Origin of the sequence: Gemmobacter denitrificans (assembly GCF_036964905.1) — a bacterium.
In the GTDB taxonomy this organism is placed as follows: Bacteria; Pseudomonadota; Alphaproteobacteria; order Rhodobacterales; family Rhodobacteraceae; genus Gemmobacter; species Gemmobacter denitrificans.
On the sequence record NZ_JBALHR010000012.1, the window covers coordinates 35014 to 59786 of the forward strand.

Annotated in this window: 27 protein-coding genes; 16 read left to right on the plus strand and 11 right to left on the minus strand. The window is 64.1% G+C overall.

Annotated features, from left to right (window positions below; all coding sequences use genetic code 11):
- Nucleotides 1-11: 11 nt before the first annotated feature.
- From V6590_RS16335 to V6590_RS16360, 6 genes are all read left to right on the plus strand, one after another.
- A complete protein-coding gene (locus V6590_RS16335; protein ID WP_335424747.1) occupies nucleotides 12-1466 on the plus strand; it encodes an amidase in 1455 nt (484 codons plus the stop codon).
- A 69-nt stretch (nucleotides 1467-1535) separates the two neighbouring features.
- Nucleotides 1536-2600 carry an ABC transporter ATP-binding protein gene (locus V6590_RS16340; protein WP_335424748.1) on the plus strand — a complete coding sequence of 355 codons (1065 nt, stop codon included), beginning with the start codon at nucleotides 1536-1538 and terminating at the stop codon, nucleotides 2598-2600.
- Between the two features lie 4 nt (nucleotides 2601-2604).
- Nucleotides 2605-3510 carry an ABC transporter permease gene (locus V6590_RS16345; RefSeq protein ID WP_335424749.1) on the plus strand — a complete coding sequence of 302 codons (906 nt, stop codon included), beginning with the start codon at nucleotides 2605-2607 and terminating at the stop codon, nucleotides 3508-3510.
- Complete coding sequence (locus V6590_RS16350) at nucleotides 3503-4306, plus strand: ABC transporter permease (protein WP_335424750.1); 804 nt, start codon at nucleotides 3503-3505, stop codon at nucleotides 4304-4306. Before V6590_RS16345 ends, V6590_RS16350 begins: the two co-directional genes overlap by 8 nt.
- 27 nt (nucleotides 4307-4333) lie before the next feature.
- Complete coding sequence (locus V6590_RS16355) at nucleotides 4334-5359, plus strand: extracellular solute-binding protein (RefSeq protein ID WP_335424751.1); 1026 nt, start codon at nucleotides 4334-4336, stop codon at nucleotides 5357-5359.
- Between the two features lie 62 nt (nucleotides 5360-5421).
- Nucleotides 5422-6846, plus strand: a complete 1425-nt coding sequence (locus V6590_RS16360; protein ID WP_335424752.1) for an amidase — start codon at nucleotides 5422-5424, stop codon at nucleotides 6844-6846.
- A 2-nt stretch (nucleotides 6847-6848) separates the two neighbouring features.
- On the opposite strand, the gene V6590_RS16365 is transcribed toward V6590_RS16360, so the two are convergent.
- Nucleotides 6849-7346, minus strand: a complete 498-nt coding sequence (locus V6590_RS16365; protein WP_335424753.1) for a hypothetical protein — start codon at nucleotides 7344-7346, stop codon at nucleotides 6849-6851.
- A gap of 67 nt (nucleotides 7347-7413) precedes the next feature.
- On the opposite strand from V6590_RS16365, the gene V6590_RS16370 reads away from it, so the two are divergent.
- Nucleotides 7414-8697, plus strand: coding sequence for a 3-deoxy-D-manno-octulosonic acid transferase (locus V6590_RS16370; protein ID WP_335424754.1), 1284 nt, complete (start codon nucleotides 7414-7416; stop codon nucleotides 8695-8697).
- Here V6590_RS16370 and thpR read toward each other — a convergent pair.
- Genes thpR through V6590_RS16385 form a run of 3 tightly spaced genes read right to left on the minus strand, consistent with a single transcriptional unit; the run spans nucleotide 8682 to nucleotide 10960 of the window.
- Nucleotides 8682-9224 carry an RNA 2',3'-cyclic phosphodiesterase gene (gene thpR, locus V6590_RS16375; protein ID WP_335424755.1) on the minus strand — a complete coding sequence of 181 codons (543 nt, stop codon included), beginning with the start codon at nucleotides 9222-9224 and terminating at the stop codon, nucleotides 8682-8684. The two genes, V6590_RS16370 and thpR, sit on opposite strands and share 16 nt — an antisense overlap.
- A 21-nt stretch (nucleotides 9225-9245) precedes the next feature.
- On the minus strand, nucleotides 9246-10418 hold the full coding sequence (locus tag V6590_RS16380) for an acetoin utilization protein AcuC (RefSeq protein WP_335424756.1): 1173 nt from the start codon (nucleotides 10416-10418) through the stop codon (nucleotides 9246-9248).
- Nucleotides 10415-10960 (minus strand): glutathione peroxidase, encoded by a 546-nt coding sequence (locus tag V6590_RS16385; protein WP_434063274.1) that lies wholly within the window; start codon nucleotides 10958-10960, stop codon nucleotides 10415-10417. The genes V6590_RS16380 and V6590_RS16385 overlap by 4 nt, the downstream gene beginning before the upstream one ends.
- A 184-nt stretch (nucleotides 10961-11144) precedes the next feature.
- Between V6590_RS16385 and V6590_RS16390 the strand changes: the two genes are divergently transcribed.
- Nucleotides 11145-11630, plus strand: a complete 486-nt coding sequence (locus V6590_RS16390; protein WP_335424757.1) for an NUDIX hydrolase — start codon at nucleotides 11145-11147, stop codon at nucleotides 11628-11630.
- A 55-nt stretch (nucleotides 11631-11685) separates the two neighbouring features.
- The gene (locus V6590_RS16395) at nucleotides 11686-12093 is read left to right on the plus strand and encodes a DUF1178 family protein (RefSeq protein ID WP_335424758.1); all 408 of its coding nucleotides are present in this window, start codon (nucleotides 11686-11688) and stop codon (nucleotides 12091-12093) included.
- A 1-nt stretch (nucleotide 12094) separates the two neighbouring features.
- Here the strand turns inward: V6590_RS16395 and V6590_RS16400 are convergent, their stop codons facing one another.
- A complete protein-coding gene (locus V6590_RS16400; protein WP_335424759.1) occupies nucleotides 12095-12418 on the minus strand; it encodes a 2Fe-2S iron-sulfur cluster-binding protein in 324 nt (107 codons plus the stop codon).
- 180 nt (nucleotides 12419-12598) lie between these two features.
- On the opposite strand from V6590_RS16400, the gene V6590_RS16405 reads away from it, so the two are divergent.
- Nucleotides 12599-13129 (plus strand): peptidoglycan-binding domain-containing protein, encoded by a 531-nt coding sequence (locus V6590_RS16405; RefSeq protein ID WP_335424760.1) that lies wholly within the window; start codon nucleotides 12599-12601, stop codon nucleotides 13127-13129.
- A complete protein-coding gene (locus V6590_RS16410) occupies nucleotides 13126-13767 on the plus strand; it encodes an HD domain-containing protein (protein WP_335424761.1) in 642 nt (213 codons plus the stop codon). The genes V6590_RS16405 and V6590_RS16410 overlap by 4 nt, the downstream gene beginning before the upstream one ends.
- A gap of 74 nt (nucleotides 13768-13841) precedes the next feature.
- Here the strand turns inward: V6590_RS16410 and V6590_RS16415 are convergent, their stop codons facing one another.
- The 6 genes from V6590_RS16415 to V6590_RS16440 all read right to left on the minus strand — a co-directional run bounded on the left by V6590_RS16415 (nucleotide 13842) and on the right by V6590_RS16440 (nucleotide 20380).
- Nucleotides 13842-15308: a DegQ family serine endoprotease gene (locus V6590_RS16415; protein ID WP_434063275.1), complete on the minus strand. Its 1467-nt coding sequence runs from the start codon at nucleotides 15306-15308 to the stop codon at nucleotides 13842-13844.
- A gap of 178 nt (nucleotides 15309-15486) precedes the next feature.
- Nucleotides 15487-16374, minus strand: coding sequence for a protease modulator HflC (gene hflC / locus V6590_RS16420; RefSeq protein ID WP_335424762.1), 888 nt, complete (start codon nucleotides 16372-16374; stop codon nucleotides 15487-15489).
- A gap of 1 nt (nucleotide 16375) precedes the next feature.
- Nucleotides 16376-17530, minus strand: coding sequence for an FtsH protease activity modulator HflK (hflK, locus tag V6590_RS16425; protein ID WP_335424763.1), 1155 nt, complete (start codon nucleotides 17528-17530; stop codon nucleotides 16376-16378).
- Nucleotides 17531-17611: 81 nt separating this feature from the next.
- Complete coding sequence (gor, locus tag V6590_RS16430; RefSeq protein WP_335424764.1) at nucleotides 17612-18967, minus strand: glutathione-disulfide reductase; 1356 nt, start codon at nucleotides 18965-18967, stop codon at nucleotides 17612-17614.
- A 2-nt stretch (nucleotides 18968-18969) separates the two neighbouring features.
- Complete coding sequence (gene rpiA, locus V6590_RS16435) at nucleotides 18970-19758, minus strand: ribose-5-phosphate isomerase RpiA (RefSeq protein WP_335424765.1); 789 nt, start codon at nucleotides 19756-19758, stop codon at nucleotides 18970-18972.
- A gap of 85 nt (nucleotides 19759-19843) precedes the next feature.
- Nucleotides 19844-20380 (minus strand): EF-hand domain-containing protein, encoded by a 537-nt coding sequence (locus tag V6590_RS16440; RefSeq protein WP_335424766.1) that lies wholly within the window; start codon nucleotides 20378-20380, stop codon nucleotides 19844-19846.
- A gap of 217 nt (nucleotides 20381-20597) precedes the next feature.
- Between V6590_RS16440 and V6590_RS16445 the strand changes: the two genes are divergently transcribed.
- The 5 genes from V6590_RS16445 (at nucleotide 20598) to V6590_RS16465 (ending at nucleotide 24772) form a co-directional block, all read left to right on the plus strand.
- Complete coding sequence (locus V6590_RS16445) at nucleotides 20598-21068, plus strand: DUF4279 domain-containing protein (RefSeq protein ID WP_335424767.1); 471 nt, start codon at nucleotides 20598-20600, stop codon at nucleotides 21066-21068.
- A 182-nt stretch (nucleotides 21069-21250) separates the two neighbouring features.
- On the plus strand, nucleotides 21251-21913 hold the full coding sequence (locus V6590_RS16450) for a glutathione S-transferase family protein (RefSeq protein ID WP_335424768.1): 663 nt from the start codon (nucleotides 21251-21253) through the stop codon (nucleotides 21911-21913).
- Nucleotides 21914-22036: 123 nt separating this feature from the next.
- Nucleotides 22037-23410, plus strand: coding sequence for an L-serine ammonia-lyase (locus V6590_RS16455; RefSeq protein WP_335424769.1), 1374 nt, complete (start codon nucleotides 22037-22039; stop codon nucleotides 23408-23410).
- 63 nt (nucleotides 23411-23473) lie between these two features.
- Nucleotides 23474-23791 (plus strand): DnaJ family domain-containing protein, encoded by a 318-nt coding sequence (locus V6590_RS16460; protein ID WP_335424770.1) that lies wholly within the window; start codon nucleotides 23474-23476, stop codon nucleotides 23789-23791.
- Nucleotides 23792-23830: 39 nt separating this feature from the next.
- Complete coding sequence (locus V6590_RS16465) at nucleotides 23831-24772, plus strand: DMT family transporter (RefSeq protein WP_335424771.1); 942 nt, start codon at nucleotides 23831-23833, stop codon at nucleotides 24770-24772.
- Nucleotide 24773: the final 1 nt, after the last annotated feature.

A 24773-nucleotide genomic window follows, 5' to 3' on the forward strand; every position in this document is an offset into this window, starting at 1 on the left:
CATGGGGAAAAATGTCAGGGAGAGTCGGGATGCTGGAAACCTTTGACGCGCGGGATGCCACCGATCTGGCCGCCCTTGTCGCCCGGCGCGAGGTCAGCCCAACCGACCTGCTGGAAGCCTCGCTCGCCGCTTGCGAATTGCTGAACCCAAGGCTGAATGCCGTGGTGCTGCCGCAGGAACTGGCGGCGCGGCGGGCCATCGGTGTGGGCCTGCCGCGCGGGCCGTTCCACGGCGTACCCTTCCTTCTGAAGGATCTGGGGTGCGAGGCGATCAATTACCCGTCGCACAACGGATCGCGCCTTCTGGCCAATACCCGTTATACGCAGAACAGCGCGATCTTCGACCGCATCGCCGCCACCGGGGTGGCGGTCTGGGGCCGCACCACCAGCCCGGAAGGCGGCATCGGTGCCGCGACCGAGGCCGCCGTCTATCGTGGCCCGACCCGGAACCCCTGGAACCTGAACCACACGCCCGGCGGATCGTCGGGCGGCGCGGGTGCTGCAGTGGCGGCCGGCATCGTGCCTATTGCGCATGGATCGGATGGCGGCGGTTCGGTGCGCATTCCGGCCTCGTGCTGCGGGCTGTTCGGGTTCAAGCCCACACGGGCGCGGCTGCCCGATGGCCCCTATGTCGGCGAAGGCTGGGCCGGCATGGCGATCGACGGGTTCCTGACCCATACTGTGCGCGACACGGCAGTCATGCTGGATGCCTGCGCCGGGGCTGATCCGGGGGCACCCTATCACGCCCCACCCCTGCGCCGCAGCCATGCCGAGGCGATCAGCCGCCCACCGCGCCGGATGCGCATCATGCTGGTCGAAGGCACCTTTACCGGCCAATCCATCCACCCTGAGGTGGCCGCCGCCGTGCAAGCCGCCGCCCGCCTTCTGGAATCTCTGGGGCATGAGGTCACCCCGGGCCTGCCAGCCGCCGATGTGCCGATGATGATGCGGGCCTGGACCGATATCGTCGGCATCGGCACCGCGCTTGGCATCCGCAAGGCGCTGAAGGGCCGGGCGCTGACCGCCGATCTGGTCGAAGGTGTGGGCCGGGGGGCCGTGGCCCATGCCGAAAGCCTGCATCCAACCCGCTATCTGGAGGCTGTGGGGGAAATTCACGCCTTTGGCCGCCAGATGGCAGCCGTGTTCGACCATTGCGACATCATCCTGTCGGCCACACTGGCCGAACCGCCTGCCCAGATCGGCCGCTTTGCCCATACGACCGAAGATTACGTCGCCTATCGCACCGGGCCGGGCGGCATTTTCGAATATTCGCCCTTCTGCGCCGTGTTCAATGCCAGCGGGCAACCGGCAGCCTCGGTTCCGCTGGGCATGACGAAATCCGGGCTTCCCATCGGCATTCATCTGGCGGCAGCCTTCGGTGCGGATGATGACCTGATCGCCCTTTGTGCAGAAGTGGAAAAATCTGCCCCTAGGGAAACGCGCAAGCCTCCTGTGCGCATGAAATGACTTGCGCCACTTCAGTTGTCGCGAAAATATGATCAAAATCGGATCGAGACTCAGCAGCGGGGTGGCAGAGTGACTGACACGATCATCGAGGCGCGCAATGCCATAAAGGCGTTCGGGCAGGGCGCGGCGGCAGTCAGGGCACTGGACGATGTGTCGGTCGATATCAGGCGGGGCGAGTTCTTTACGCTGCTTGGCCCTTCGGGCTGCGGCAAGACCACGCTTCTGCGGCTGATCGCCGGGTTTGACACACCGACTTCGGGTCAGATCCGGCTGGATGGGCAAGACATCACCCATCTGCCGCCCAACAAGCGCCCGGTGAATACGGTCTTTCAAAGCTATGCGCTGTTTCCGCATCTGACGGTGGCGCAGAATGTGGGCTTTGGGTTGCAGATGCAGGGCAAGCCCCGGGCCGAGGTCGAAGACACCGCGCGCGCCATGCTAGCGCTGGTCAAGCTGGAACATCTGGCGGATCGCAAGATCACCCAGATGTCGGGCGGTCAGCAGCAGCGGGTCGCATTGGCAAGGGCCCTTGCGCCCAAGCCCAAGGTGCTGTTGCTGGACGAACCGCTGTCTGCGCTGGACCTGAAGCTGCGCAAGGAAATGCAGATCGAACTGAAGCGGCTGCAGACCGAAACCGGCATCACCTTCATCTTTGTCACCCATGATCAGGAAGAGGCCTTGACCATGTCAGACCGGATCGGGGTGATGAGCGCGGGCAAGATCCAGCAGATCGGTGCCCCGCGCGACATCTATACCCGCCCGGTCAACCGCTTTGTCGCCAGCTTCATCGGCGAGACGAATTTCCTGCCCGTCACCTTGCAGGGCAATGCCGCCCTGCTGGCTGGCGGCGAACGGATCGAGGTGGACGCGCAAGGCCGCAGCGGCAGCGCCACGCTGGCTGTGCGCCCAGAACAGGTGCGGCTGGTCACGGAAGGCGAAACCGGCGCAATCCCCGCCACGATCCGCAGTTGCGTCTATTTCGGCACCGATACCCATGTGCATCTGCATCTGAGCGATGGCACAGAGGTGGTGGCGCGGCTGCAAAGCAACCCCAGCGGCGATGTGGGTCTGGCCAGCGGCGACCGGGTCGGGCTGCGCTTTGCGCCCGGTGCGGCGCAGGTTCTGGGGGATTAGCGCCATGAGCCTGGAAACCCAAGCCGAAGCCGCCGCCACCCGCCGTGCCTGGGCCTTGGTCAGCCCGGCACTCGTGATCCTGACCGTCGCCGCCGCCGGTCCGCTACTGATCGTGCTGGTCTATTCCTTCCTGACGCCCGGCAAATACGGCAATGTGGTCTGGGAATTCAGCACCGATGGCTGGATGGGCATCCTTTACACCAAGGACATCTTTGACGACACGCTGAAGCTCGCCGATGCCCATCTGACGATCTTCTGGCGCTCGGTGAAACTGTCGCTGCTGACCACCGGACTGACCTTCCTCGTCGGCTTTCCCACTGCCTGGTTCATCGCGACACGCCCGCCCAAGGCGCGGGCCATGTGGCTGTTTCTCATCACCATTCCGTTCTGGACCAACCTTCTGATCCGCACCTTTGCCATCAACGAGGTGATCCGCAACGAAGGTCTGTTCAATACAGTGATGATCAAGCTGGGCCTGTTTTCCGAGCCCCTGCGCATCATCAACACCGATGCCGCCGTGCTGATGGGGATGACCTATGTGTATCTGCCCCTGATGGTGCTGCCGCTCTTTGCCGCGATTGATCGCTTCGACATGCGGCTGCTGGAGGCGGGCTATGATCTCTATGCCAGCCGCCTGCAGGTCTTGCGCCGGGTGATCCTGCCCATCGTGCGGCCGGGCATCGTGGCCGGGTCGATCCTTGTCTTCGTGCCCTCGCTCGGGGCCTATGTCACGCCGCGCGTGCTGGGGGGCGGCAAGAACATGATGATCGGCAATTTCATCGAACTGCAGTTCGGTCAGGGCCGCAACTGGCCCCTGGGCGCCGCATTGTCGATCTCGCTTCTGATGATCGTCATGGTGGCGCTGCTGGTCTATGTCCGCGCCGCCAGCAAGGAGAACAGCCATGGCTGAGCGTGTGTTCGAACCGGCCCGCCTGCCAGGCTTTGCCACCATCGCCGTGCTGGCCTTCGTGGCACTGTATCTGCCGATCTTCACGCTAGTGGCCTATGCCTTCAATGCCGGAACCTCCATCGCGGTCTGGGAAGGGGTTTCGCTGCACTGGTTCGCCCGCGCCTGGGAAAACGAGGCGGTGAAGGCCGCAACCCTGCGGTCGCTGACCATTGCCACATTGGCCGCCATCATCGCGACAAGTGCGGCCACCCTGGCGGCACTTGGCACCACCCGGCGCAAGGCGTTCAAGGGCCAGACATTCGTCTATGTCATGATCAACCAGCCCCTGATGGTGCCCGAAATCGTAACCGCGGTGGCCCTGCTGATCCTGTTCGGCATGGTCAAGCAATGGACCGGCTATCAGGGTCTGGGCTATCTGGTTCTGGCCCATTCGGCCTTTTGCATCCCCTTTGCCTATCTGCCGATCCGCGCCCGGCTGGAGGGGATGGACATGAGCCTGGAAACCGCAGCAGGCGATTTGTATGCCAGCCGCTGGCAGACCTTCCGCCATGTCACCCTGCCCCTGCTGGCGCCGGGCATCCTTGCCGGGGCCATGCTGGCCTTCGTCATCAGTCTGGATGACGTGGTGATAACCGAATTCGTGAAATCGGGCGGACAGGACACCCTGCCTACCTATATGCTGGGCCAGATGCGCCGCGCGATCACGCCCGAGGTCAACGCGATCTCGACCGGATTGCTGGCGCTGACGGTGCTGCTGCTGACGGCCTTCTTCCTGCTGACGCGGAAGAAGGGATGAACAACAAGAACCAACCGGGAGACAACCATGAAAAGACTTCTGACTGCCACCGCCCTGCTGATGGCCTCGACCGGCCTTGCCAGCGCCGAAGGCGTGCTGCAACTGTATAACTGGGGCAATTACACCAGCCCCGAACTGTTGGCGAAATTCGAAGCCGAGACCGGGATCAAGGTCACCGTCACCGATTACGACAGCAATGATACCGCGCTGGCCAAGATCGAGGCTGGCGGCCACGGTTTCGATCTGGTGGTGCCTTCCGCCAATTATGTGCCGATCTGGGTGGAAAAGGGCCTGATCGTCGAACTGGACGCCAGCAAGCTGGCCAACAAGGGCAATATCGCCCCCGAATGGCAAGATGTGACCTGGGATCCGGGCCGCAAGTTCACCATTCCGTGGCAGTGGGGTTCGACCGGCATTGCCGTGAACACCAAGGTTTATGGCGGCGACATCAACACCTCGTCGGTCTGGCTGGAAGTGCCGGAGGAGCTGAAGGGCAAGGTCAATGTCGTGCCCGAAATGAACGACGTGGTGGCGATGGCCACGATGTGGGCCGGTGGTCAGCCCTGCAGCGAAGATGCCGAAGTGCTGAAAAAGGCGCGCGATGCCCTGATCGCAGCCAAACCGAACTGGATCAGCATGGATTACGGCGCGACCGAAAAGCTGTCGAACAATGACTGGGCGGCCTCGGTCAACTGGAACGGGTCAACCATGCGGGCACGGGTGGCCAATGCGGATGTGGCCTATGGTTATCCCAAGGAAGGCTATCCGCTGTTCATGGATTCGGTCGCGCTGCTGAAGGACGCGCAGAATGTGGAAGAGGCCTACAAGTTCCTCGACTTCATCATGGTGCCGGAAAATGCCGCGATGATTTCGGCCTTTGCGCGCTATGCCAATGGCATCGCCGGGTCCGAGGCCTTCATGCCCGAAGACATGAAGACCGCGCCCGAAGTGGTGATCCCCGAAGCGCACAAGGCGGCGGGGGTCTTCCTGCCCACCTGCACCGGCAAGGCGCAGGAATATGTGACCGCGATCTGGACCGAGCTGCAGAAGTAATCCCGGATGATGCCGCGGGGGGCTGTCTGCCCCCCGCACCCCCTGAGGATATTTGAACCAAGATGAAGGAGGCGGGAGTGGAGCTTGCCGGGATGGGCGCGGCAGAGCTGGCCCGCAGGATTGCGTTGCGCGACATCGCGCCATCGGAAGTGATGGCCGCGCATCTCACGCGGATTGAGGCGGCCAATCCGGCCATCACTGCCATCGTCAGCCTGCGCGACCCTGACACGTTGATGGCCGAGGCGCAGGCGCTGGATGACGTCGCACCGCGCGGTGTGCTGCATGGCTTGCCGATTGCGGTGAAGGATCTGGTGGCAGTGCAAGGGCTGCGCACCACCTGGGGATCGCCACTGTTTGCCGATTTTGTGCCGGGCGCGGATGATCTGGTCGCCGCACGGATGCGGGCGGCCGGGGCCATCTTCATCGGCAAGACCAATACGCCGGAATGGGGCCATGGCAGCCATTCCTTCAACCCGGTCTTCGGGGCAACCCGCAACCCCTATGATCTGACGCGCAGTGCGGGCGGATCATCGGGCGGGGCTGCAGCCGCGCTGGCGGCGCGGATGGTGCCGCTAGCCGATGGCAGCGACATGATGGGATCGCTGCGCAATCCGGCGGCCTTTTGCAACATCTATGGCTTCCGCCCGACCTGGGGTCTCGTGCCGGGTGATGCGATGGGCGACAGTTTCATGGCGACGCTGGCGACCGAAGGGCCGATGGCGCGCAATATCGAGGATCTGGCCCTGCTTCTGGCTGTGCTGGCGGGCGAGAACCCGGAGGTGCCCTTTGGCCGCCCGACCGCGCCCTATGGCGATCTGCTGCAAACCGATCTGCGCGGCAAGCGCATCGGCTGGCTGGGCGACTGGGGCGGGGCCTATCCTTGCGAGTCCGGAATTCTGGATATGTGCCGCGCGGGTCTGCAAGTTCTGGCCGATCAGGGCGCCCAGATCGAAGACATCCCCCCACCCTTCCCGGCAGAACAGCTCTGGCAGGCCTGGACCACGCTGCGCGCCTTCCTGAATGCCGGGGCCAAGGGCGGGTTGCGCGACACACCCGCCAGCTGGGACAAGCTGAAGCCCGAAACGCAATGGGAGATCGAACAAGGGTTGGGGTTGACGGCAGCAGAGGTGCATGCCGCCAGCGTGATCCGGTCACGCTGGTATGCACGGGCGGCCAAGCTGTTCCGGCGCTTTGACGCGCTGGTGATGCCCGCAGCGCAGGTCTGGCCCTTTCCGGTGGAATGGCGCTGGCCGCAGCAGATCAATGGCCAGATGATGGACACCTATCACCGCTGGATGGAGGTGGTGGTTCCAGTCAGCCTGATCGGCCTGCCCGCGCTGGCTTTGCCCTGCGGCTTTGGCCCTGACAGGCTGCCGATGGGGATGCAGCTGATCGGGCGGACCGGCTCGGATGCCGAGATTCTGGCGATGGGCCAGTGCTATCATCTGGCAACCGATTGGCCGGGGCGTCGCCCGCCGCCGCTGTGACCTCACTCCGCGTGCCAGGGCAGGCAGCGGGCTTCGGCACGCGTGCCTGGCGGGGTCAGCGCCAGTTGGGGGACAGGGCCTGAACTTTCGATCCGGGCCGGGGCCCCTTGCAGCGGGCCGCTGTCAAAGCTGATATCCGCGCCGGTCTGGCTCAGGCTACCGGCGCTGCCATCGTCAAGGATATAGAGCCCCGGCGCGATGGCCAGACCAAAGGGCGCGCGCCCTGCGCCAGGAAACTGGCAGCGAAACAAACCCAGCGGCAGCGAAGGCGCGGGCGGAGTGTCGCCCGCCGCGACCGGGATCAGATCGGCGGGGGCCGCGCTGATCTGCCGACCATCTGCCAAGCGCAAAAGGCAAAGCCCACCCTGCACACCCTCGACGATGGCTTCGCCCTGCCCCGGCAAATGCACCAGTTCGGCCTGAGGGCAGGCAGGGGCAGCAAAGGCGGGCTGCGGAAGGGTCGGCAGCGCCAGAAGGATCGTTGCAATCAATGAACGCATGGGGGCCTGTCATATTCGTTGCGCGCAACATGGCAGGGCTGGCCACGCCTGCCAAGCCGCAAGGCTCTTGCAGGCCGGGGCCCATGGGGCCTATGTCGGGGCGGATCAGAAAGGGGCACAGGTGCGGCTGTACCGGATCATCATGCGGGCCATCCTGCCGTTGCTGCTGGCGTATCTGCTGGTGCAGCGGTTGCGCGGGCTTGTCGGACCGGGCGCAGGACGGGCCCGTTTGGGCCTGACAGCGCCCCGCGCCGACGTTTGGCTGCATGGGGCGTCGAATGGCGAGCTGACATCGGTGCGGCCTCTGCTGGCGCAGATCATCGCGGCGCGACCGGGTCTGGCGGTGCTTGTCACCAGCAACACCGAAACGGCGCGGCAGATGGTGGCAGACTGGGGCCTGCCGGGGGTGCAGGCGCAATTGGCGCCGTTCGATACACCGGGCTGCGTGGCACGCCTGTTGGCAAGAACACAGGCCAAGGCGCTGATCCTGCTGGAAAACGAGCTTTGGCCCGAACGCATAGCCCGGATGCCGGGGCCGGTGATCGGGCTTGGAGCGCGAATGTCAGCGGGATCGGCCCGGAATTGGCAGCGGCTGGCACCGCATCTGATCGCCGCGACCTTGCACCGTTTTGCGCTGGTTTCGGCGCAGGATGCCGGATCGGAGGCGCGGCTCTGCGCGCTTGGCTTGCCAGCCGACCGTTTGGCCCCCCGGCTGATGCTGAAGGCCGCGGCCCTGCAGGCCGATCCGGTCCCCCCGCCCTTTCCCTCGCCCAGCCCCCGCCACCGCATCCTGCTGGCGGCCTCGACCCATGAGGGCGAGGAAGACATCATGCTGGACGCCTTCATGGCGGCACGGGCGCAGTTCGATCTGCTGATACTTGCCCCGCGTCACCCCCGGCGCAGCGCTGCCGTGGCGGCGATGATCGCGGCGCGCGGGCTGGATTTCGCGATCAGATCCCAGGGTGAGACACCGGGGCCGGGCACCGCAGTCTATCTGGCCGATACGCTGGGGGAAATGGGGGCCTGGTATGGCATGGCGGGGGCAACGGTGATCGGCGGCAGCTTTGCAGATCGCGGGGGCCATACGCCTTTTGAACCCGCCGCCCATGGATCGGCGCTGCTGCATGGTCCTTCAACATCGAACTTTCTTGAAATCTTCCAACATCTTGACCAGGCTGAAGGGGCGATTTCCGTGGCCAATGTGCAGGGGCTTGGCCTTGCATTGGCCGGGCTGAATGCTGACCTGCAGGCCAGACTTGCCGCGCAAGCCCGGCAGGTTCTGGCCGGAGGGCAAGACACGGCGGCTCTGCTGACGCGGGTGCTGGCGCTGATCGATCAGGCCAGAGGATAGGTGGACAGGCGTTCATACCGCTGTCCCTTGGCCTTGGGATGGCTGGCATACAAGACCAGTTCCGACGCCAGCCATGGCCCGGCACGAAACCCCTGTTCTGCCGCTACAGCGCGTTCCAGACGCAATGCCGCATCGGGCGCGGGCGGATCGAAACGGCCCAGCGTGACATGCGGGGTAAACCCCCGCGCCGGGATTGATATCCCGGCCGCCACGGCCACGCGCGCCACCTTGGCCTGAAGATGGATCAGCGCCGGATTGGGTGGCAGCGCTGCAAAGGCGATACGCGGCTTGGCCCCGCCAAACAGCCCCACCCCTTCCAGCAGCATGGGAAAGGGCGGCGCAGCCAGACGTTCCAGCCCGTCATGCACCTCTTCCAGCCGATCCACGGGCTGATCGCCCAGAAAGGCCAGGGTCAGGTGAAAATCCTCGGGCTCCACCCGGGCGGGCAAGGGCAGCAGAAACTGCAGCAGGCGCAGCTTCTGGCAGATGTCCTCGGGAATGGGCAGGGCGATGAAGCTGCGGATCATGACGGGGAAGGTGAGCGAATTTCAGCCGACGGGCAAGGGGTTGCGCGACGTTCCTGCCAAATGGGCCGGATCGGGGCGCAGGGCCAGCCGATCCAGCCGGTCGCGGATCTGCGGGCGCAGCGGCCCGTCGCGCGGCGCATCGACCAGCGTGGTCAGAAGGGCAGGCGCAGGTGGAGGGCGGCCCCCTCCTTGCCAATCCAGCGCCGCCAGCACCGCCACCGCATCGGGCGGCAGGCGATCCGGCAGTTCTTGTCCCGACAGGACACCCCAGATCGCCGCCCATAACCGGCCCACCGTCCAGGGATTATAGCCGCCGCCGCCCGTCACGATCAGCCGGGGCGCAAGCGGGCGCAGCGCCTTCAGGACGGACAGGTGTGCCCGGTTTGACAGGGAGAGCCGCGCCAGCGGGTCTTCCTCCACGCCGTCAGCCCCGCATTGCAGCACGATGGCCTGCGGCTGATGGGCGGCCACGCGGGGCAGGATCAACCGATCCAGCACCGCCGCCATTTCGGTATCGTTGAACCCCTTGGGCACCGGCAAGTTGAAGGCATTGCCCCCGGCATCATCGCGCAAGGCCCCGGTAAAGGGCCAGCGCCCCTCTTCATGGACCGAGATCACCAGCACATCAGGCTGGCCCGCGAAGGCCAGTTCCACCCCGTCGCCGTGATGGGCATCAATGTCGATATAGGCCAGCCGCGTCAGACCCAGATGCTGCAGCGCCTTCACGCCCAGCACCACGTCATTGAGATAGCAAAAGCCTGCCGCCCGATCAGGCAGGCCGTGATGCGTCCCCGCACCCGGCACATGCACCGCCCCAGCGGCGCGTGTGGCCAACCATTCCGCCGCCCAGAGCATCCCCCCGGCCCCGGTGGCAGGGCGGCGAAACATCTCGGGATAGGCCGGGTTCGACAGCGTTCCCAGCCCGAACCGTGCCCGCCATTCCTCGGGCAAAGGCTGGCCAGCACGGGTAAGCGCCTCGGCCTCTTGCAGGGCCGCGACATAGGCCGGATGGTGCCAGAGCGACAGCGCCGCCGGCTTGGCGCGCGGGCTGTTGCGATAGCGGCCCGGGCCAAACCAGCCAAGCGCCCGGCACAGATCGGTTGCCACGGGCACCCGCGGCACCCGCAACGGATGACGCGGCCCGTAGGACGAGCCGCGATAAATGTCCGATCCCAGAAAGATCGGGCCTGTCACCCCAATTGCGCCTTGATCGCGGCTTCGATGGCCCCACCCAGGGGCCGGGCCGCCGATCCCCAGGTGCCGACGGGCTGGCCATCCGGCCCAAGCAGCACCTTGTTGAAATTCCAACCCGGCACAAAGCCATGGTCATCCGCCATCCAGCGATAGAACGGATGCGCCCCGCGCCCCAGCACCGGCGTGATGGTGGTCATTGGCAGGGTCAGGTCAAAATTCACGGCACAGAATTCCTTGACCGCTGACGCGTCCGACAGTTCTTGCCGGAAGTCATCGGATGGCACGGCCAGCACCACCAGCCCCGCCGCCCCATATCGGTCTTGCAGGGCCTGCAGCCCGTCGAATTGCGGGGTGAACCCGCATAGTGAGGCCGTGTTGACCACCAGAACCGGGCGCCCCCGCCAGCCTGCGGTATCAATCTCGCCCCCCTCGATCGCGGCAAAGCGGAATGTCGGTGCCGCCCCGTCGCCTGCATGACCCATGCCCGCCGCCAGAAGGCCCAGACCCACAACAATCCCTCGCCGCCCGATGCGCATCGCCATTCTCCGCCGCTGCCCTGTGTCAAAGCTAGCTTGGCAGGAAATGGCGTCAAACCCGAAAAAATCCCAATGCCTGCTGGCAATGCATTAACAAAATACCTATTCTTGCGGATCAGGATAAAACGGACGTATCGCGACGCGGCGATCCCGGCGACGTGGAATTGAGGACTTCGGCAGGCATTTGGTGATGATGGTTGATGGTACCCCGCGCCCCCTAGAAAACCGGGGGGAAGCGCCCCGGCAGCAATATGGGGCGCTGTGCTGGCGTCGTGGCGACGCCGGGATTGAAGTTTTGCTGGTGACAAGCCGCGATACCGGCCGTTGGGTGATCCCCAAAGGCTGGCCGATGAAGGATCTGGACCCGGCACATTCCGCCGCCCGCGAGGCCTGGGAAGAAGCCGGTGTCGAAGGCAAACCCACCGACCGGCCGATCGGTGACTACAGCTATGACAAGAACCTTGGCAAAAGCGACGCACCGGGCGAAACCGTGCCTTGTCAGGTGGAGGTGTTTCCGCTGTGGGTCGAAAAGCTCGCAAACCGCTTCCCCGAAATGCGGCAGCGCCGTCGCAAGTGGTTTTCGCCGGCCAAGGCCGCGCGCAAAGTGGCCGAACCCGGTTTGAAGCGCATTTTGGCCAGGCTGGAGGGTTTGGCCGATCTTCCCGCCTTGCCTTGACCATGACCGGGATCAACGCCACCTCTGGATTTGATCCGCCCGAAAGACCCCTGCGATGATCCGATTTTCGCTGCACTGCGCCGAAGGGCATGATTTCGACAGCTGGTTCGCCAGTGGTGCGGCCTTTGACGATTTGCAGCGGCGTGGTCTGGTGTCTTGCGCCGTCTGCGGAAGTGCCAAGGTGGAAAAGGCGCTGATGGCCCCGGCGGTTTCCGCCACGCGCCCCCTGGCTGAACCGCAATCCCAGATCGAACAGGCCATGGCAGCCCTGCGCGCCGAGATCGAGGCGAATTCGGAATATGTCGGGATGAACTTCGCCGCCGAAGCCCGCGCCATCCATGATGGCGAGGCCCCGACCCGGGCGATCTATGGCGAAGCCCGCCCGGATGAGGCCCGCAAGCTGCTGGAAGACGGGGTGCCAGTGGCGCCCCTGCCCTTCCTGCCCGCGCGCAAGACCAATTAGATCAGATCTGCTTTTCGGGCAGTTGCACCACCAGCCCGTCCAGCGCATCGCTGACCTTCAACTGGCAGGTCAGGCGCGAGCGAACAGGATCGGGTTGCCAGGCGAAATCCAGCATGTCCTCTTCCATCGCGTCTTTCTTGGGCAGACGATCCACCCATTCCGGCGCGACATAGACATGGCAGGTGGAACAGGCGCAGGCACCGCCGCAATCGGCCTCGATCCCCGGCACGCCATTGTCGCGCGCGCCTTCCATCACGGTCAGGCCATTTGCGACCTCGATCACATGCTGCTTGCCACCATGTTCCACATAGGTGATTTTCGCCATTTCGACGGACCCTTCGATCACTTCCTTTGCGCAACACATAGGACATTCGGCGCAGGGCTTCCAGTGCGCCTGCGACATTGCCACGCCTCTTTCGCCGCCCGTGGAATGCCGCTATCTTGCAGCCGGTCAAGGCCGGATCAACCGGCACGCGAACAACGGGGCAGTATGGGCCGTACAGGCATGACAGCAATGATCGCGGCGGCGCTTCTTTCCGCCTGCACGCCGGGGGGTGTGCCGGTCGCGCCCGGCAATGCTGATCTGGGGGCTGAAATCATCCGCCCGCGCGATCCCGATACGCCCCCCCCGAAAGGCAAGCCCGGCGAATGCTGGGCCACCGATGTCACACCTGCGATCATCGAAACGGTCAGCGAACAGGTGATCCTTGCCCCCGCCGTGACCGATGCCACGGGCCGGGTGATCAGCCCCGCGCAGATCAGCACAGAAACCCGTCAGCGCATGGTGCAGGATCGCACGGTGGTACATTTCCGCACCCCCTGCGCCGAGGCGATGACGGTGGACTTCATCGCCACCCTGCAGCGTGCGCTGAAGGCCCGGGGATATTTCCTGCAACCAGTGACCGGGATGATGGATGCCGCCACGCGCGATGCGATCCGCCGTTTTCAGGAACCGCTCGGGCTGGACAGTCCGGTCATCTCATTGGCCGGGGCGCGCAGCCTTGGCATCATCGCCACGGCATTGGAGGATTTGTGACCCCGACCGAAAGACAGGCCACCTATGAGGCCGCCGTGCTGGCCCATTGGGGGGCGGCACGCGATGCCGCGCATGATCTGGGCCATCTGCGCCGGGTCTGGCGCAATTGCCAGCGCATCGCGCTGGATCACCCGGAGGCGGATGCCGAAGTCCTGCTGGCGGCCGCGATCTTCCACGATGTGGTGAACCTGCCGAAAAACCATCCCGACCGGGCGCAGGCCTCGCGACTGTCGGCCGAATTTGCCTGCACCTGGCTGGCGCAGACCGATTTTCCGCCCGAAAAGCTGAACGCGGTTGCCCATGCCATTGCCGCGCACAGCTTTTCTGCCGGGATTGCCCCCGAAACGCTGGAGGCGCGCATCCTGCAGGATGCCGACCGGCTTGAGGCGCTTGGCGCCCTTGGCATTGCCCGCATGTTCAGTGTTGCAGGTGCCATGGGCGGCGCACTGTTCGATTCGGGTGACCCTCTGGCCCAAAACCGTCCGCTGGATGATCGCGCCTTTGCGCTGGATCATCTGGAAGTGAAGCTGTTCCCCATCGTCCAGACCATGCAGACCGCCGAAGGCCGCCGCATGGCGGAGGAGGCCGCAGAATGGATGGCTTCGTTCCGCACGCGCCTTCTGCGCGAAATCGGCTGATCCCCACATGCAAAACGGCGGCAGGGTGATCCTGCCGCCGTCCTGTGTTGCGTCGCGTGGCCTGACGGCCCGGCTTATTCCAGCGGCAGCGCCACAAAGCGCGGATCGCCGCCCCGGCGGATCAGCAGCAAGATCGACTTGCGCCCGGCTTCCTTGGCCTCGGCCAGACGGTCCTCCAGATCCTTGATGCGCTGCACCTTCTGCTGGCCGGCCTCGGTGATCAGATCGCCTTCGCGCAGCCCCTTGCCATAGGCCTCCGACGCGGCATCGACCTTGGTGACCACCAGCCCCTGCGCATCTGCCGAAAGGCCAAGCGCCTTGCGGCTGTCAGCCGTCAGCGGGGCCAGGGTCATGCCCAGAAGTTCGGCCTCTTTCGGGGCGGGGGCCTCGCCGGGCTTGGCAGAGGTTTCGACGGCCTCGGCCTCTTCGCGACGGCCCAGGGTCACGGTCAGGGATTCTGACTTGCCTTCGCGCAGCACCTCCACGCGCACGGCCTCGCCCACCGGGGCATCGGCCACACGGCGCGTCAGATCCCGGACATCCTTGATCGGCTTGCCATCAAACATCGTGATCACATCGCCCGCCAGCATGCCCGCATCCTTGGCCGGGCCATCCGGCACATCGGTGATCAGCGCCCCTGCAGCGGTTGCAAGGTTCATCGCCTCGGCCACATCCGGTGTCACGTCCTGAATCCGCACGCCCAGCCAGCCGCGCCGGGTTTCGCCGAATTCGCGCAGCTGATCGACCACCTTGGTCACCACATTCGATGCCATCGAAAAGCCGATGCCGATCGACCCGCCTGTCGGCGACAGGATCGCGGTATTCACCCCAATCACCTGACCATCCATATTGAACAACGGCCCACCCGAATTGCCCTTGTTGATGGCAGCGTCGGTCTGGATATAGTCATCATAGGTGCCGCTCAGCGCACGATTGCGGGCCGACACGATGCCCGCGCTGACCGAAAAGCCCTGTCCCAGCGGGTTGCCCATGGCCACGACCCAATCGCCCACGCGCATTAGATCGCTATCCCCGAAATTGACGAAAGGCAGGGGCTTGCTGCTGTCCACCTTCAAGAGCGCGATATCGGTCTTGGGATCGGTGCCCACCAGCTTGGCCGGCAGACGGTCCCCCGAGAAGAACTCGATCTCGATTTCGTCGGCACCTTCGATCACATGGTTGTTGGTGACGATATAGCCGTCTTCCGAAATGACAAAGCCCGAGCCAAGCGCCTCGGACCGGCGCGGCCCTCCTTCATCATTCTGGAACTGGTCAAAGAAATCCTGAAAGGGCGAACCCTCTGGCAGGCGCGGCATGTCATCAGTCGAAGCTTCGACCACGGCAGAGGTGGTGATGTTCACCACCGAAGGGCTGATCTGTTGGGCCAGATCGGCAAAGCTTTCGGGGGCGCCGCGCGCATGGGTCAGCCCGGCCGAGCCGAGCGCGAGGGCCACCCCAAGGAGGGAAGCCCCCAGCAGGCGCATCAACCGCAGCCTGGTATCAGGCTGGGGCAATTGCAGGATCATCGCTTGAGATTGCACCGCAGAACTCCTTTCGGTCGCAAATCCATTCCCGGGCGCGCCGGGATCATGGTCACAGCAAACAGGTAAGTGGGGTTGCGCGCAATGCAAACCCCGTCGCGCGCCCTCAACTGCATGTGAAAAACATTGCAAGAAAAAGGCCGCCCCGAAGGGCGGCCCGGTTCGGTATTCCGGTCTGTCAGGGTGCAGCCGGGGCCGCGCGGCCATTTGCATCATTCAGATAGTTGAAGAACGCGCTGTCGGGCTGCATCACGATGGAGGAGTTCCCTTCGCGCAGCGCCCGTTCATAAGCCGTCAGCGACCGGGTGAAAGCGAAGAATTCCGGGTCCTTGCCAAAGGCCTGGGCGTAGATCGCGTTACGCTGCGCATCCGCCTCACCGCGCACCACTTCGGCAGTCTTGCGCGCCTCGGATGTAAGTTCGACCACGGCACGGTCGGCAGCAGCGCGCACACGTTGCGCCGCTTCGCCACCACGCGCCCGCTCATCCGCCGCCTCGCGTTCACGTTCGGCCCGCATCCGGGCGAACGTCGCTTCAAGGTTCTGTTCCGGCAGGTCGGTGCGCGTCAGTCGCACGTCGATCACATCGACGCCAAGGCTGTTCGCCTCGCGCCGGGCAATGTCGCGGATGCGGTTCATCAGCGCGGTGCGGTCTTCCGACAGCACGGCGTTGGACGGCACCGCCCCCAGAACCTCGCGGATCGCATTCGACAGGATGTTCTGCAGCCGCATCTGGGCGGTATCCACCCCGCCCGAGCCGACCGCCTCGCGGAAATCGACCAGATTGACGATGCGCCACCGCGCAAAGGCATCGACCACCAGGCGGCGGTCATCCAGCGGGGTGATTTCCGCCGGCGGGGTGGGCAAGCCCAGGATACGGTCGTCGTAGCGCACAACGTCCTGGATGAAGGGCACCTTGAAGCCCAGCCCCGGTTCGCTGATTTCCTGCTTCACCTGACCGAATTGCAGCACCAGCACCTTTTCGCGTTCATCCACGATGAAGACCGACGAAAGGGCCAGCGCCCCAAGCGCAAACAGCGCCGGAAGGATGATCTGTGCCTTGGCCATCTCAGTTGCCCCCCTGCAATGCGCGCGGCGCAATCATGTCATTCAGCGGCAGGTAGGGCACCACGCCCCCCTGTTCGCCCGAAACGCCATCAAGGATCACCTTGTTCATGCGGCCCAGCACGTTTTCCATGGTTTCCAGATACATGCGCTGGCGCGTCACATCGGGCGCCTTCACATATTCGGCATAGACCGACAGGAAGCGGCTGGCCTCACCCTCGGCGGCATTCACCACCTTGGCGCGGTAGGCTTCAGCGTCCTCCATCAGCCGTGCGGCCTCACCCCGGGCTTCGGCGGTTACACGGTTGGCATAGGCATCGGCCTCTTTTTCCAGCCGGTCGCGTTCCTGCTGCGCGGCCTGCACATCACGGAAGGCATCAATCACGGCGCCTGGCGGGTCGGCCCGGCCAAGGTTCACCCGGACCACATTGATCCCGGCCTTGTAGCTGTCCAGCGTGGCCTGCACATTGGCCCGCAGATCGGCGGCGATCGCCCCGCGATCGCGGTTCAGCACCGGCGCGAGTTCCGACCGGGCGATAATGTCGCGCATCGCGCTTTCGGCCACGGCGCGGATCGTATCGGTCGGGTCGGCAAGGTTGAACAGATAGGCCGAAGGGTCCGACACATTCCAGACCACCTGGAACTCGATATCCACGATGTTCTGGTCGCGCGTCAGCATAAGCCCGCTGTCATTCTGGCCATTGCTGCCCGTGCCGATATCGGTGGTGCGTTCGCCGGTCACCTGAACCTTTTCAGCCGTCACCAGCGGCCAGGGTGCAAAGTTCAGCCCCGGATTGCCCACGGCGCTGAATTCCCCCAGAAACAATTCGACCGAACGTTCTTCCGGCTTCACCGTGTAGAAGGACATGAAGCCCCAAAGACCCACAGCCACCAGCGCACCAAGCGCCAGCCCCTGCGCGGAAAAGATCGGGCCCACGGGATTGCCGCCGCCCCCACCGCCACCGCCACCATTGCCGGAGCGGCCACGCCCGCCCATCAGCACGCGCAGTTGTTCCTGGCCTTTCTTGACGATCTCGTCGATTTCGGGGATCTGCGGCCCGTCATTGCCAGCGGGCCTGCGCGGGCCACGCCCGTCATTGCGTCCGTCGCGGTTGTCATCACCGCCGCCGCCGCCACCCCAAGGTCCACCATTCGCCATCGGCCGTTCCCCGTCCTGTTCCGTTAGTTGCTAACTGGTCATTCCGCCGCAAAAATCAAGCCACCCCGATCCCTGCGGCGATCAGTCACGCCGGACCGGGCTTCGCATGGTCACCAGTTCCTCTGACATGGTCGGGTGCACGGCGACGGTGCGATCGAAATCTTCCTTGCTGGCCCCCATCTTCACCGCGATGGCGGCCAACTGGATCATTTCGCCCGCCCCCGGGCCGACGATATGGCAGCCCAGCACGCGACGGCTGTCGCGACCCACCACCAATTTCATCAACACCCGGTCGTCGCGCCCGGCAAACAGCGACTGCATCGGGCGAAAGCGTGCGACATAAACCTCGATCGGGCCAGTGGCGCGGGCGGCCTCTTCGCTCAGCCCGACGCTGCCCAGTTCCGGCTGGGTAAAGACAGCGCTGGCCACAAGATCATGATCGGCCTGCCAAGGCTTGCCGCCGAACACCGTATCGGCAAAGGCATGGCCTTCGCGGATCGCGACCGGGGTCAGGTTGATCCGGTCGGTCACATCGCCCACGGCATAGATCGACGGCACGCTGGTCTGACTGTTGCCGTCAACCTGGATCGCCCCGCTGGCTGCGATCTGCACACCAAGCGCCTCCAGCCCCAGCCCGGCGCTGTTGGGGCGCCGCCCGGTGGCGTAAAGCACAAGATCGGCCTCGACCCGGCCTTCGGTCAATTGCACGGTGATCCCGGTTGCTGTTTGTTCCAGCGCGGTCACATCGGCATTGCAGCGGATCTCGATACCATTCGCGGCCATGGCTTCGGCCACATGGCTGCGCGCCTCGTCATCAAAGCCACGCAGGATCTTCGCCCCACGATAAATCTGGGTGACCTTCACGCCCAACCCATTCAGGATACAGGAAAATTCGCTGGCGATATAGCCGCCGCCCACCACGACCGCGCGGGCAGGCAACGCAGGCAGATGGAACATCTCGTTCGAGGTGACCGCAAGTTCCGCCCCGGGCACATCGGGCACAAAGGGGCGCCCTCCGGTGGCGATCAGGATATGCCCGGCACTGAACCGCCGACCATCGGCCAATTGCACGGTATGGGCATCCACCACCGTGGCGCGCAGATCAAAGGTTTCGACCCCGGCATTCTTCAATGTGCTGCGATAAGCATTTTCCAGCCGGGTCAGTTCGGTCTCCAGCTGGCTGCGAAAGCGGGACCAGTCGAAACCGCCGGCCGTCACCTCCCAGCCATAGGCGCGGGCATCGGCCATCGTGCCCGGATATTCGCTGGCATAGACCATCAGCTTTTTCGGCACGCAGCCCCGGATGACACAGGTGCCCCCCATCCGTGATTCCTCGGCCAGACCGACGCGGGCCTTGCCTTCGGCACTGGCAATACGCGCCGCGCGCACGCCGCCCGAACCGCCGCCGATCACGAAGAGATCGTAGTCATAGGCCATGATCAGTCGTCCATATTGGCGAAGATATTGTCGGTCGGGGCAAATTCGATGCGGTCGTCGCTGGTTTCGCCGGAATTGATGTCGCGTACCGCGACACGCCCGTCGCTATGGCCGATCACCACCACATCGCAAATGTCGATGAACAGCCCGTTTTCCACCACACCCGGGATCTGGTTCAGCACCAACGAAAGCTGACGCGGGTTGCCGATCCGCTTCAGGTGAAGGTCAAGGATGTAATTGGCCTCATCCGTCACCAACGGTGCCGCGCCATTCATCCGCAGCGTCACATCGCGGTTCAGCACATCCATGCTGACCAGCGTTTCCTCGATCAGCGCCTTGGTGGTCTGCCAACCAAAGGGGATCACCTCGACCGGCAAAGGAAAGGCCCCCAGATGGCCTACTTCCTTGGCGGCATCGGCAATCACGATCATCTGGTCACTGGCGGTGGCCACGATCTTTTCCTGCAGCAGCGCCGCCCCGCCCCCCTTGATCAGGTTCATCTGCGCATCGATTTCATCTGCGCCATCAATGGTCAGGTCCAGCCATTTCGCCTCGTCCAACGACATGACCGGCACACCGAGTTGCCGGGCCAGTTCGGCGGTGCGGGTCGAGGTCGGCACACCAACCACCCGAATCCCTTCTTCACGGATCCGTTCAGCCAGGCAGCGCACCATCCATGCCGCTGTCGACCCAGTGCCCAGACCCAGCTTCATCCCGGTTTCCACATAGTCCACCGCGCGTTTGGCGGCGACAAATTTGGCCTTGTCGATGGGCGAAAGGTCGGCGGGCATGGCAGGGCTCCAGAGACGTGATCCTGCCTGCTTATAGGCAAATCCCGCGCCGGGTGCGAGTGCTTATCCCGCGCCCGTCCCGCAATCAGGCCCCGTCCACAAGCGTGGCCACCCCTTTGAGCAGTTCCGCAATCGACACGGCACCGTCCCCGTCTGCATCGAAGGCGAGGACGGCGCGCAGTCCATCGGCCCGCCGGTCAGAAAACCGGTCAAGGGCTTGCGCTTGCGCAAAGCCCACAATTTCGGCGCCAACCAGGGTGCCATTGCCATCCTGATCGGCAGCCGCCTGGCGCAAGGCCCAGGCCCCCCGCCCCCGCGCCGACAGCACCAGGTTCATCTCTTGCCCTTCTTCCGCCGAGACAGCGCCATCGCCATCAAGATCCGCGCTGAGCAGATCGCGCAGCGCATTGGCACGCGCAGCAGCCCGTTCCACCGCGACGTGACGGTCGATCCCTTCGGACGTCAGCCCTGCCGGTCCGCCAAACCCGGCAACGAGGCGGGTCATTTCGGCCAGCCATCGGTCAGGTGCCTTCAGGATGCGCGCCTTCACAGAGGCAGGCAGATCAGGGTCAGCCAGCGCAAAACCGGGCCATAGCACAAACAGGATCAATAACAGCCGCATCATGTTCCCCTTATGTTCAAGCCCACTTCGACTGATTCCGGTTAAGAAATCCCTAATGGTGCTGAACGGGTCGCTTGCGCCAAAGATAGAAATGCTTGAGTTCTGTCCTGACCGCTTGCGCGAAGAGCCCACACTGACCGGTGCTGTGCTACGGCTGAATGTCTGCTAGGCATTCAATCGAGACAGTAAACGCAACATCTTAGAGGCACCAATCACTATGCCTTTGGAACCACAAACCTATCGACAATACGCCTACCTTGGAATTCAAGGGAAAGGCCCGTCACAGAAAATTTCGGACGCTCTTGGTCTCGAACCTGATGAGGAATGGTCGGAAGGCGATGATTGGCAAACGAAAGGGCCACACAAGAAACGGTGGTTCACGAATTGGAAGCTGAACAGTGGAGTTCCGGAAACTGAGGGCCTGAACATCCATGTGGAAGCCATCTTGCGTCGTTTGCGATCTCGTGAGTTGGCGCTGCAGGCCTTGACCGGAGACTATGATATCCGCGTCGTTTTGGTGAGTTACAACCTTCAGTGCTTTAGTTTCGAGTTGGATTTCCAGCATCAAAGACGTTTGACCCAGCTCGGCATCCGCACTTGGTTTGACGCTTATATTGATGAAGATGTCCACAAACTCATGTTTGATTTACGCGCCCAATATGGGCGCGACGCCGTTGACGGTGAATGAAACTAGAGACGAAGTGAAAAGCCGCCATTGGGGTGGTCGCAGCGAAAGCTCACTTCGTCCGCAGAGCCGCCGGCCAATTCGGACAAAAGCAGCTACCCAAACCATGCGGAACAAATACGGTCGCTTTCGGGCAAGCGGGGTGGGCCTCTTGCGGCACTGTGTGGGGTGACAGGGAGGTTGCCATGTATGTTCTTCACTACGCGCCAGACAATGCCTCGCTCATCATCCGCCTTGCCTTGCTGGAGGCCGGCCTGCCCTTCCGCACCGCGCTGGTGGATCGCAGCACAAGGGCGCAGGACAGCGCGGCCTATCGGCGGTTGAACCCGACCGGGCTGATCCCCGTGCTGGAAACCGACGAAGGCCCGATTTCAGAAACCGGTGCCATCCTGTTGTGGCTGGCCGACCGTCATCCCGAACTTGCGCCGCAGGCCCAAAGGGGGGATTTCCTCAAATGGCTGTTTTTCCTTTCGAATACGGCACATGCAGATATCCGCCACCTGTTCTACCCCGATCTTTATGTGGGGCCCGAGGGGCACGACGGGCATCGCGCCCGGTTGCAGGCACGGATGCAAACCCATTTCGGCCAGCTTGACCGGGTGGCCGATACGCCGCTCTTTGCTCCACCTTCGGTGCTGGCCCTTTATGCCGCTGCCCTGTTGCGCTGGTCTGTGCTCTACACCCGGCCCGACTGGTTCCGGCTGGCGGATTATCCGGCTTTGGCTGCGCGCGCGGCCGCGTTGGAAATCCGGCCATCGGTTGCGGCCCTGATTGCGGCCGAAGGCCTTGGCCCCCGGCCCTTCACCGAACCACAGCCCTGCCGCCCGCCCGAGGGCAGCGCGCTCTGACCCGTCCGGATCGGGCGGGCAAATGTCGCATTTCCCCCTCGCATCGCGCGGCAAACCCGCCATATTGGCGCCAGCAGGGAGACGCCACATGACCAGATCCACCCAAGCGCGGAGCACGCGCTGATGTTCCTTTCGGTTTTCGACATGTTCAAGGTGGGCATCGGCCCATCCTCTTCGCATACGATGGGGCCGATGGTGGCTGCTGCGCGGTTTCTGGCCACGCTGAAGTCCAGCCCCTTCCACGCCCATGGCCTGCGTGCATCACTGCATGGCAGCCTGGCCTTTACAGGTGTGGGCCATGCGACCGACCGGGCCACGATCCTGGGTCTGGCAGGGTTCGAGCCCGCCACCTATGACCATGACAAGGCCGAGGCGGCCCTGGCGGCGATCCATGCCACCAAGACCATCTGCCCGCCTGGCCTTGGCACGCTGCGCTTCGATCCCAAAACCGACATGCTGTTCGATTTCGGCCCCGCCCTGCCCGGCCATGCCAATGGCATGATCCTGAAGGCCACAGATGCCGAAGGCGACGTGATCCTTGAAGAAACCTATTATTCCATCGGCGGCGGCTTTGTGCTGACGGCAGATGAACTGGCGCAGGGCGCTGCGGCCAAGCCCAAGGCCGCCTGCCCCTATCCGTTTGAAACTGCAGCCCAGATGCTCGACATGGCGCGCGCCTCGGGCAAATCCATCGCGCGGATGAAGCTGGAAAACGAATTGGCCTTCCGCAGCAAGGCCGAAATTGACGCAGGCATCGCCCGGCTGTGGGAGGTGATGAACAATTGCATCACCCGTGGCATGGCGGGTGAAGGCATTCTGCCCGGCGGGCTCAAGGTGCGCCGTCGCGCCAAGGGAATCCACGAAGCGCTGCTGGCCGAACGCGGCCTGAACATGACCGCGCCCCATACGATCAACGACTGGATGTCGCTCTATGCCATGGCGGTGAACGAGGAAAACGCGGCAGGTGGCCAGGTGGTAACAGCGCCCACCAATGGCGCGGCGGGCGTGCTGCCGGCTGTGCTGCGCTATTATCTCGACCATGTGCCGGGCGCATCGACCGCGAAGATCCCGGATTTCCTGCTGACGGCTGCGGCCATCGGGGGGCTCTGCAAGCATAATGCCAGCATTTCGGGTGCGGAATGTGGCTGTCAGGCCGAAGTGGGCAGTGCTGCGGCGATGGCGGCGGCGGGGCTGGCTGCCGTGATGGGCGGCACCCCGGAACAGGTGGAAAACGCCGCCGAAATCGCGCTGGAACATCATCTTGGCATGACCTGCGATCCGGTGAAGGGATTGGTGCAGGTTCCCTGCATCGAGCGTAACGGTCTGGGCGCGATCAAGGCGGTTTCTGCCGCCAGCCTTGCCCTGCGTGGCGACGGGCAGCATCTGGTCAGTCTGGATGTCTGCATCGAAACGATGCGCCAGACCGGCCACGACATGCATGAAAAATACAAGGAAACCTCGCTCGGGGGCCTTGCGGTGAACGTGCCGAACTGCTGATGCCCTTGCCCACAGCCCCTTCGCCCCCCATCTTGCGGTGGGGGGGCTGAAAGGGGCAGGCGCATGAAATGGTCTGAACTCGCAGAACGGCAGATCCTGAAGGCGCAGGCCGAAGGACAGCTGGACAACCTGAAAGGCGCGGGCCAGCCGCTGGACCTGTCGGGCGATGGCAGTATGGAGGCCGTGGGCTTTCGCATCATGGCCGAAGCAGGCGCTCTGCCGCGTGAAGTGGCCTTGCGCAAGGCGGTGGAAGACCAGACCCGCGCCTTGCAATCGCTGACCGACGCCGAGGAGATCCGGCAGGCCCGCGCCCATCTGGCCGATCTGCAGTTGCGACTGGATATCGAGTCCGAAGCGCGACGGCGGTTTCAGGGAAACTGAACCCGCCATAACAAAGCCTGTATCGGTGACAATCCGGCGATGGACCGAAGCGTGGTGCGCGGCTACACCCGTGACATGACCCAAGATCGCGTCCTTCCCGGTGTTGCCCTGATGCTGGCCTTCTGTGTGCTGGCGCCGCTGCTGGATGTTGCGGCCAAGCTGGCGGCGGCAACCATCCCGGTTGGTCAGGTGACACTGGCGCGGTTTGTCGTGCAGGGCGCGCTGATGCTGCCGCTGGCCCTGATCCTGCGCAGCGATTGGCGGATGTCGCCACGCATGGCGGGGCTGGTGCTGCTGCGAGCCGGATTTCTGGTGCTGTCCACCTATTGCTTCATCGCGGCGCTGGCGGAAATGCCCTTGGCCGATGCGCTGGCCATCGTCTTCATCGAACCCTTCATCCTGCTGCTGCTGGGTCATCTGCTGTTTGGCGATGCGGTGGGGCCGCGGCGCATTGCCGCCAGCATCGTGGGCTTTGCCGGGGCGCTGTTGGTGATTCAGCCCGCCTTCGCCACCTTTGGTCTGGTCACGCTCTATCCGCTGGGAACGGCCTTCCTGTTTTCCTTTTACATGCTGGTCACCCGGGCCATGTCCACAGCGATGCAGCCGGTTGCAATGCAGCTGCACACCTCGCTGGCGGGTATCGCGCTATGCCTGCCGGTGATCCTCTGGGCCGAGGGCAGCGGTATTGCCATGCTTGATCCGGTGATGCCGCAAGGGTTGGCCTGGCTTTGGCTGTTCGGCGTCGGGTTCTGGGCCGCTGTCAGCCACATGTGCATGACCTATGCCCTGCGCTTTGCCCCATCGGCCACGCTGGCCCCCTTGCATTACTTTGAAATCGTGGTGGCAGTGGCCCTAGGCTATCTGGTCTTCGGTGATTTCCCGAATGCAATGACCTGGGCCGGGATTTTCGTCATCACCGGATCAGGGTTGTACATCCTTATGCGCGAACGCGCCGTCGCGCGGCAGGGCACGACGGCATAGG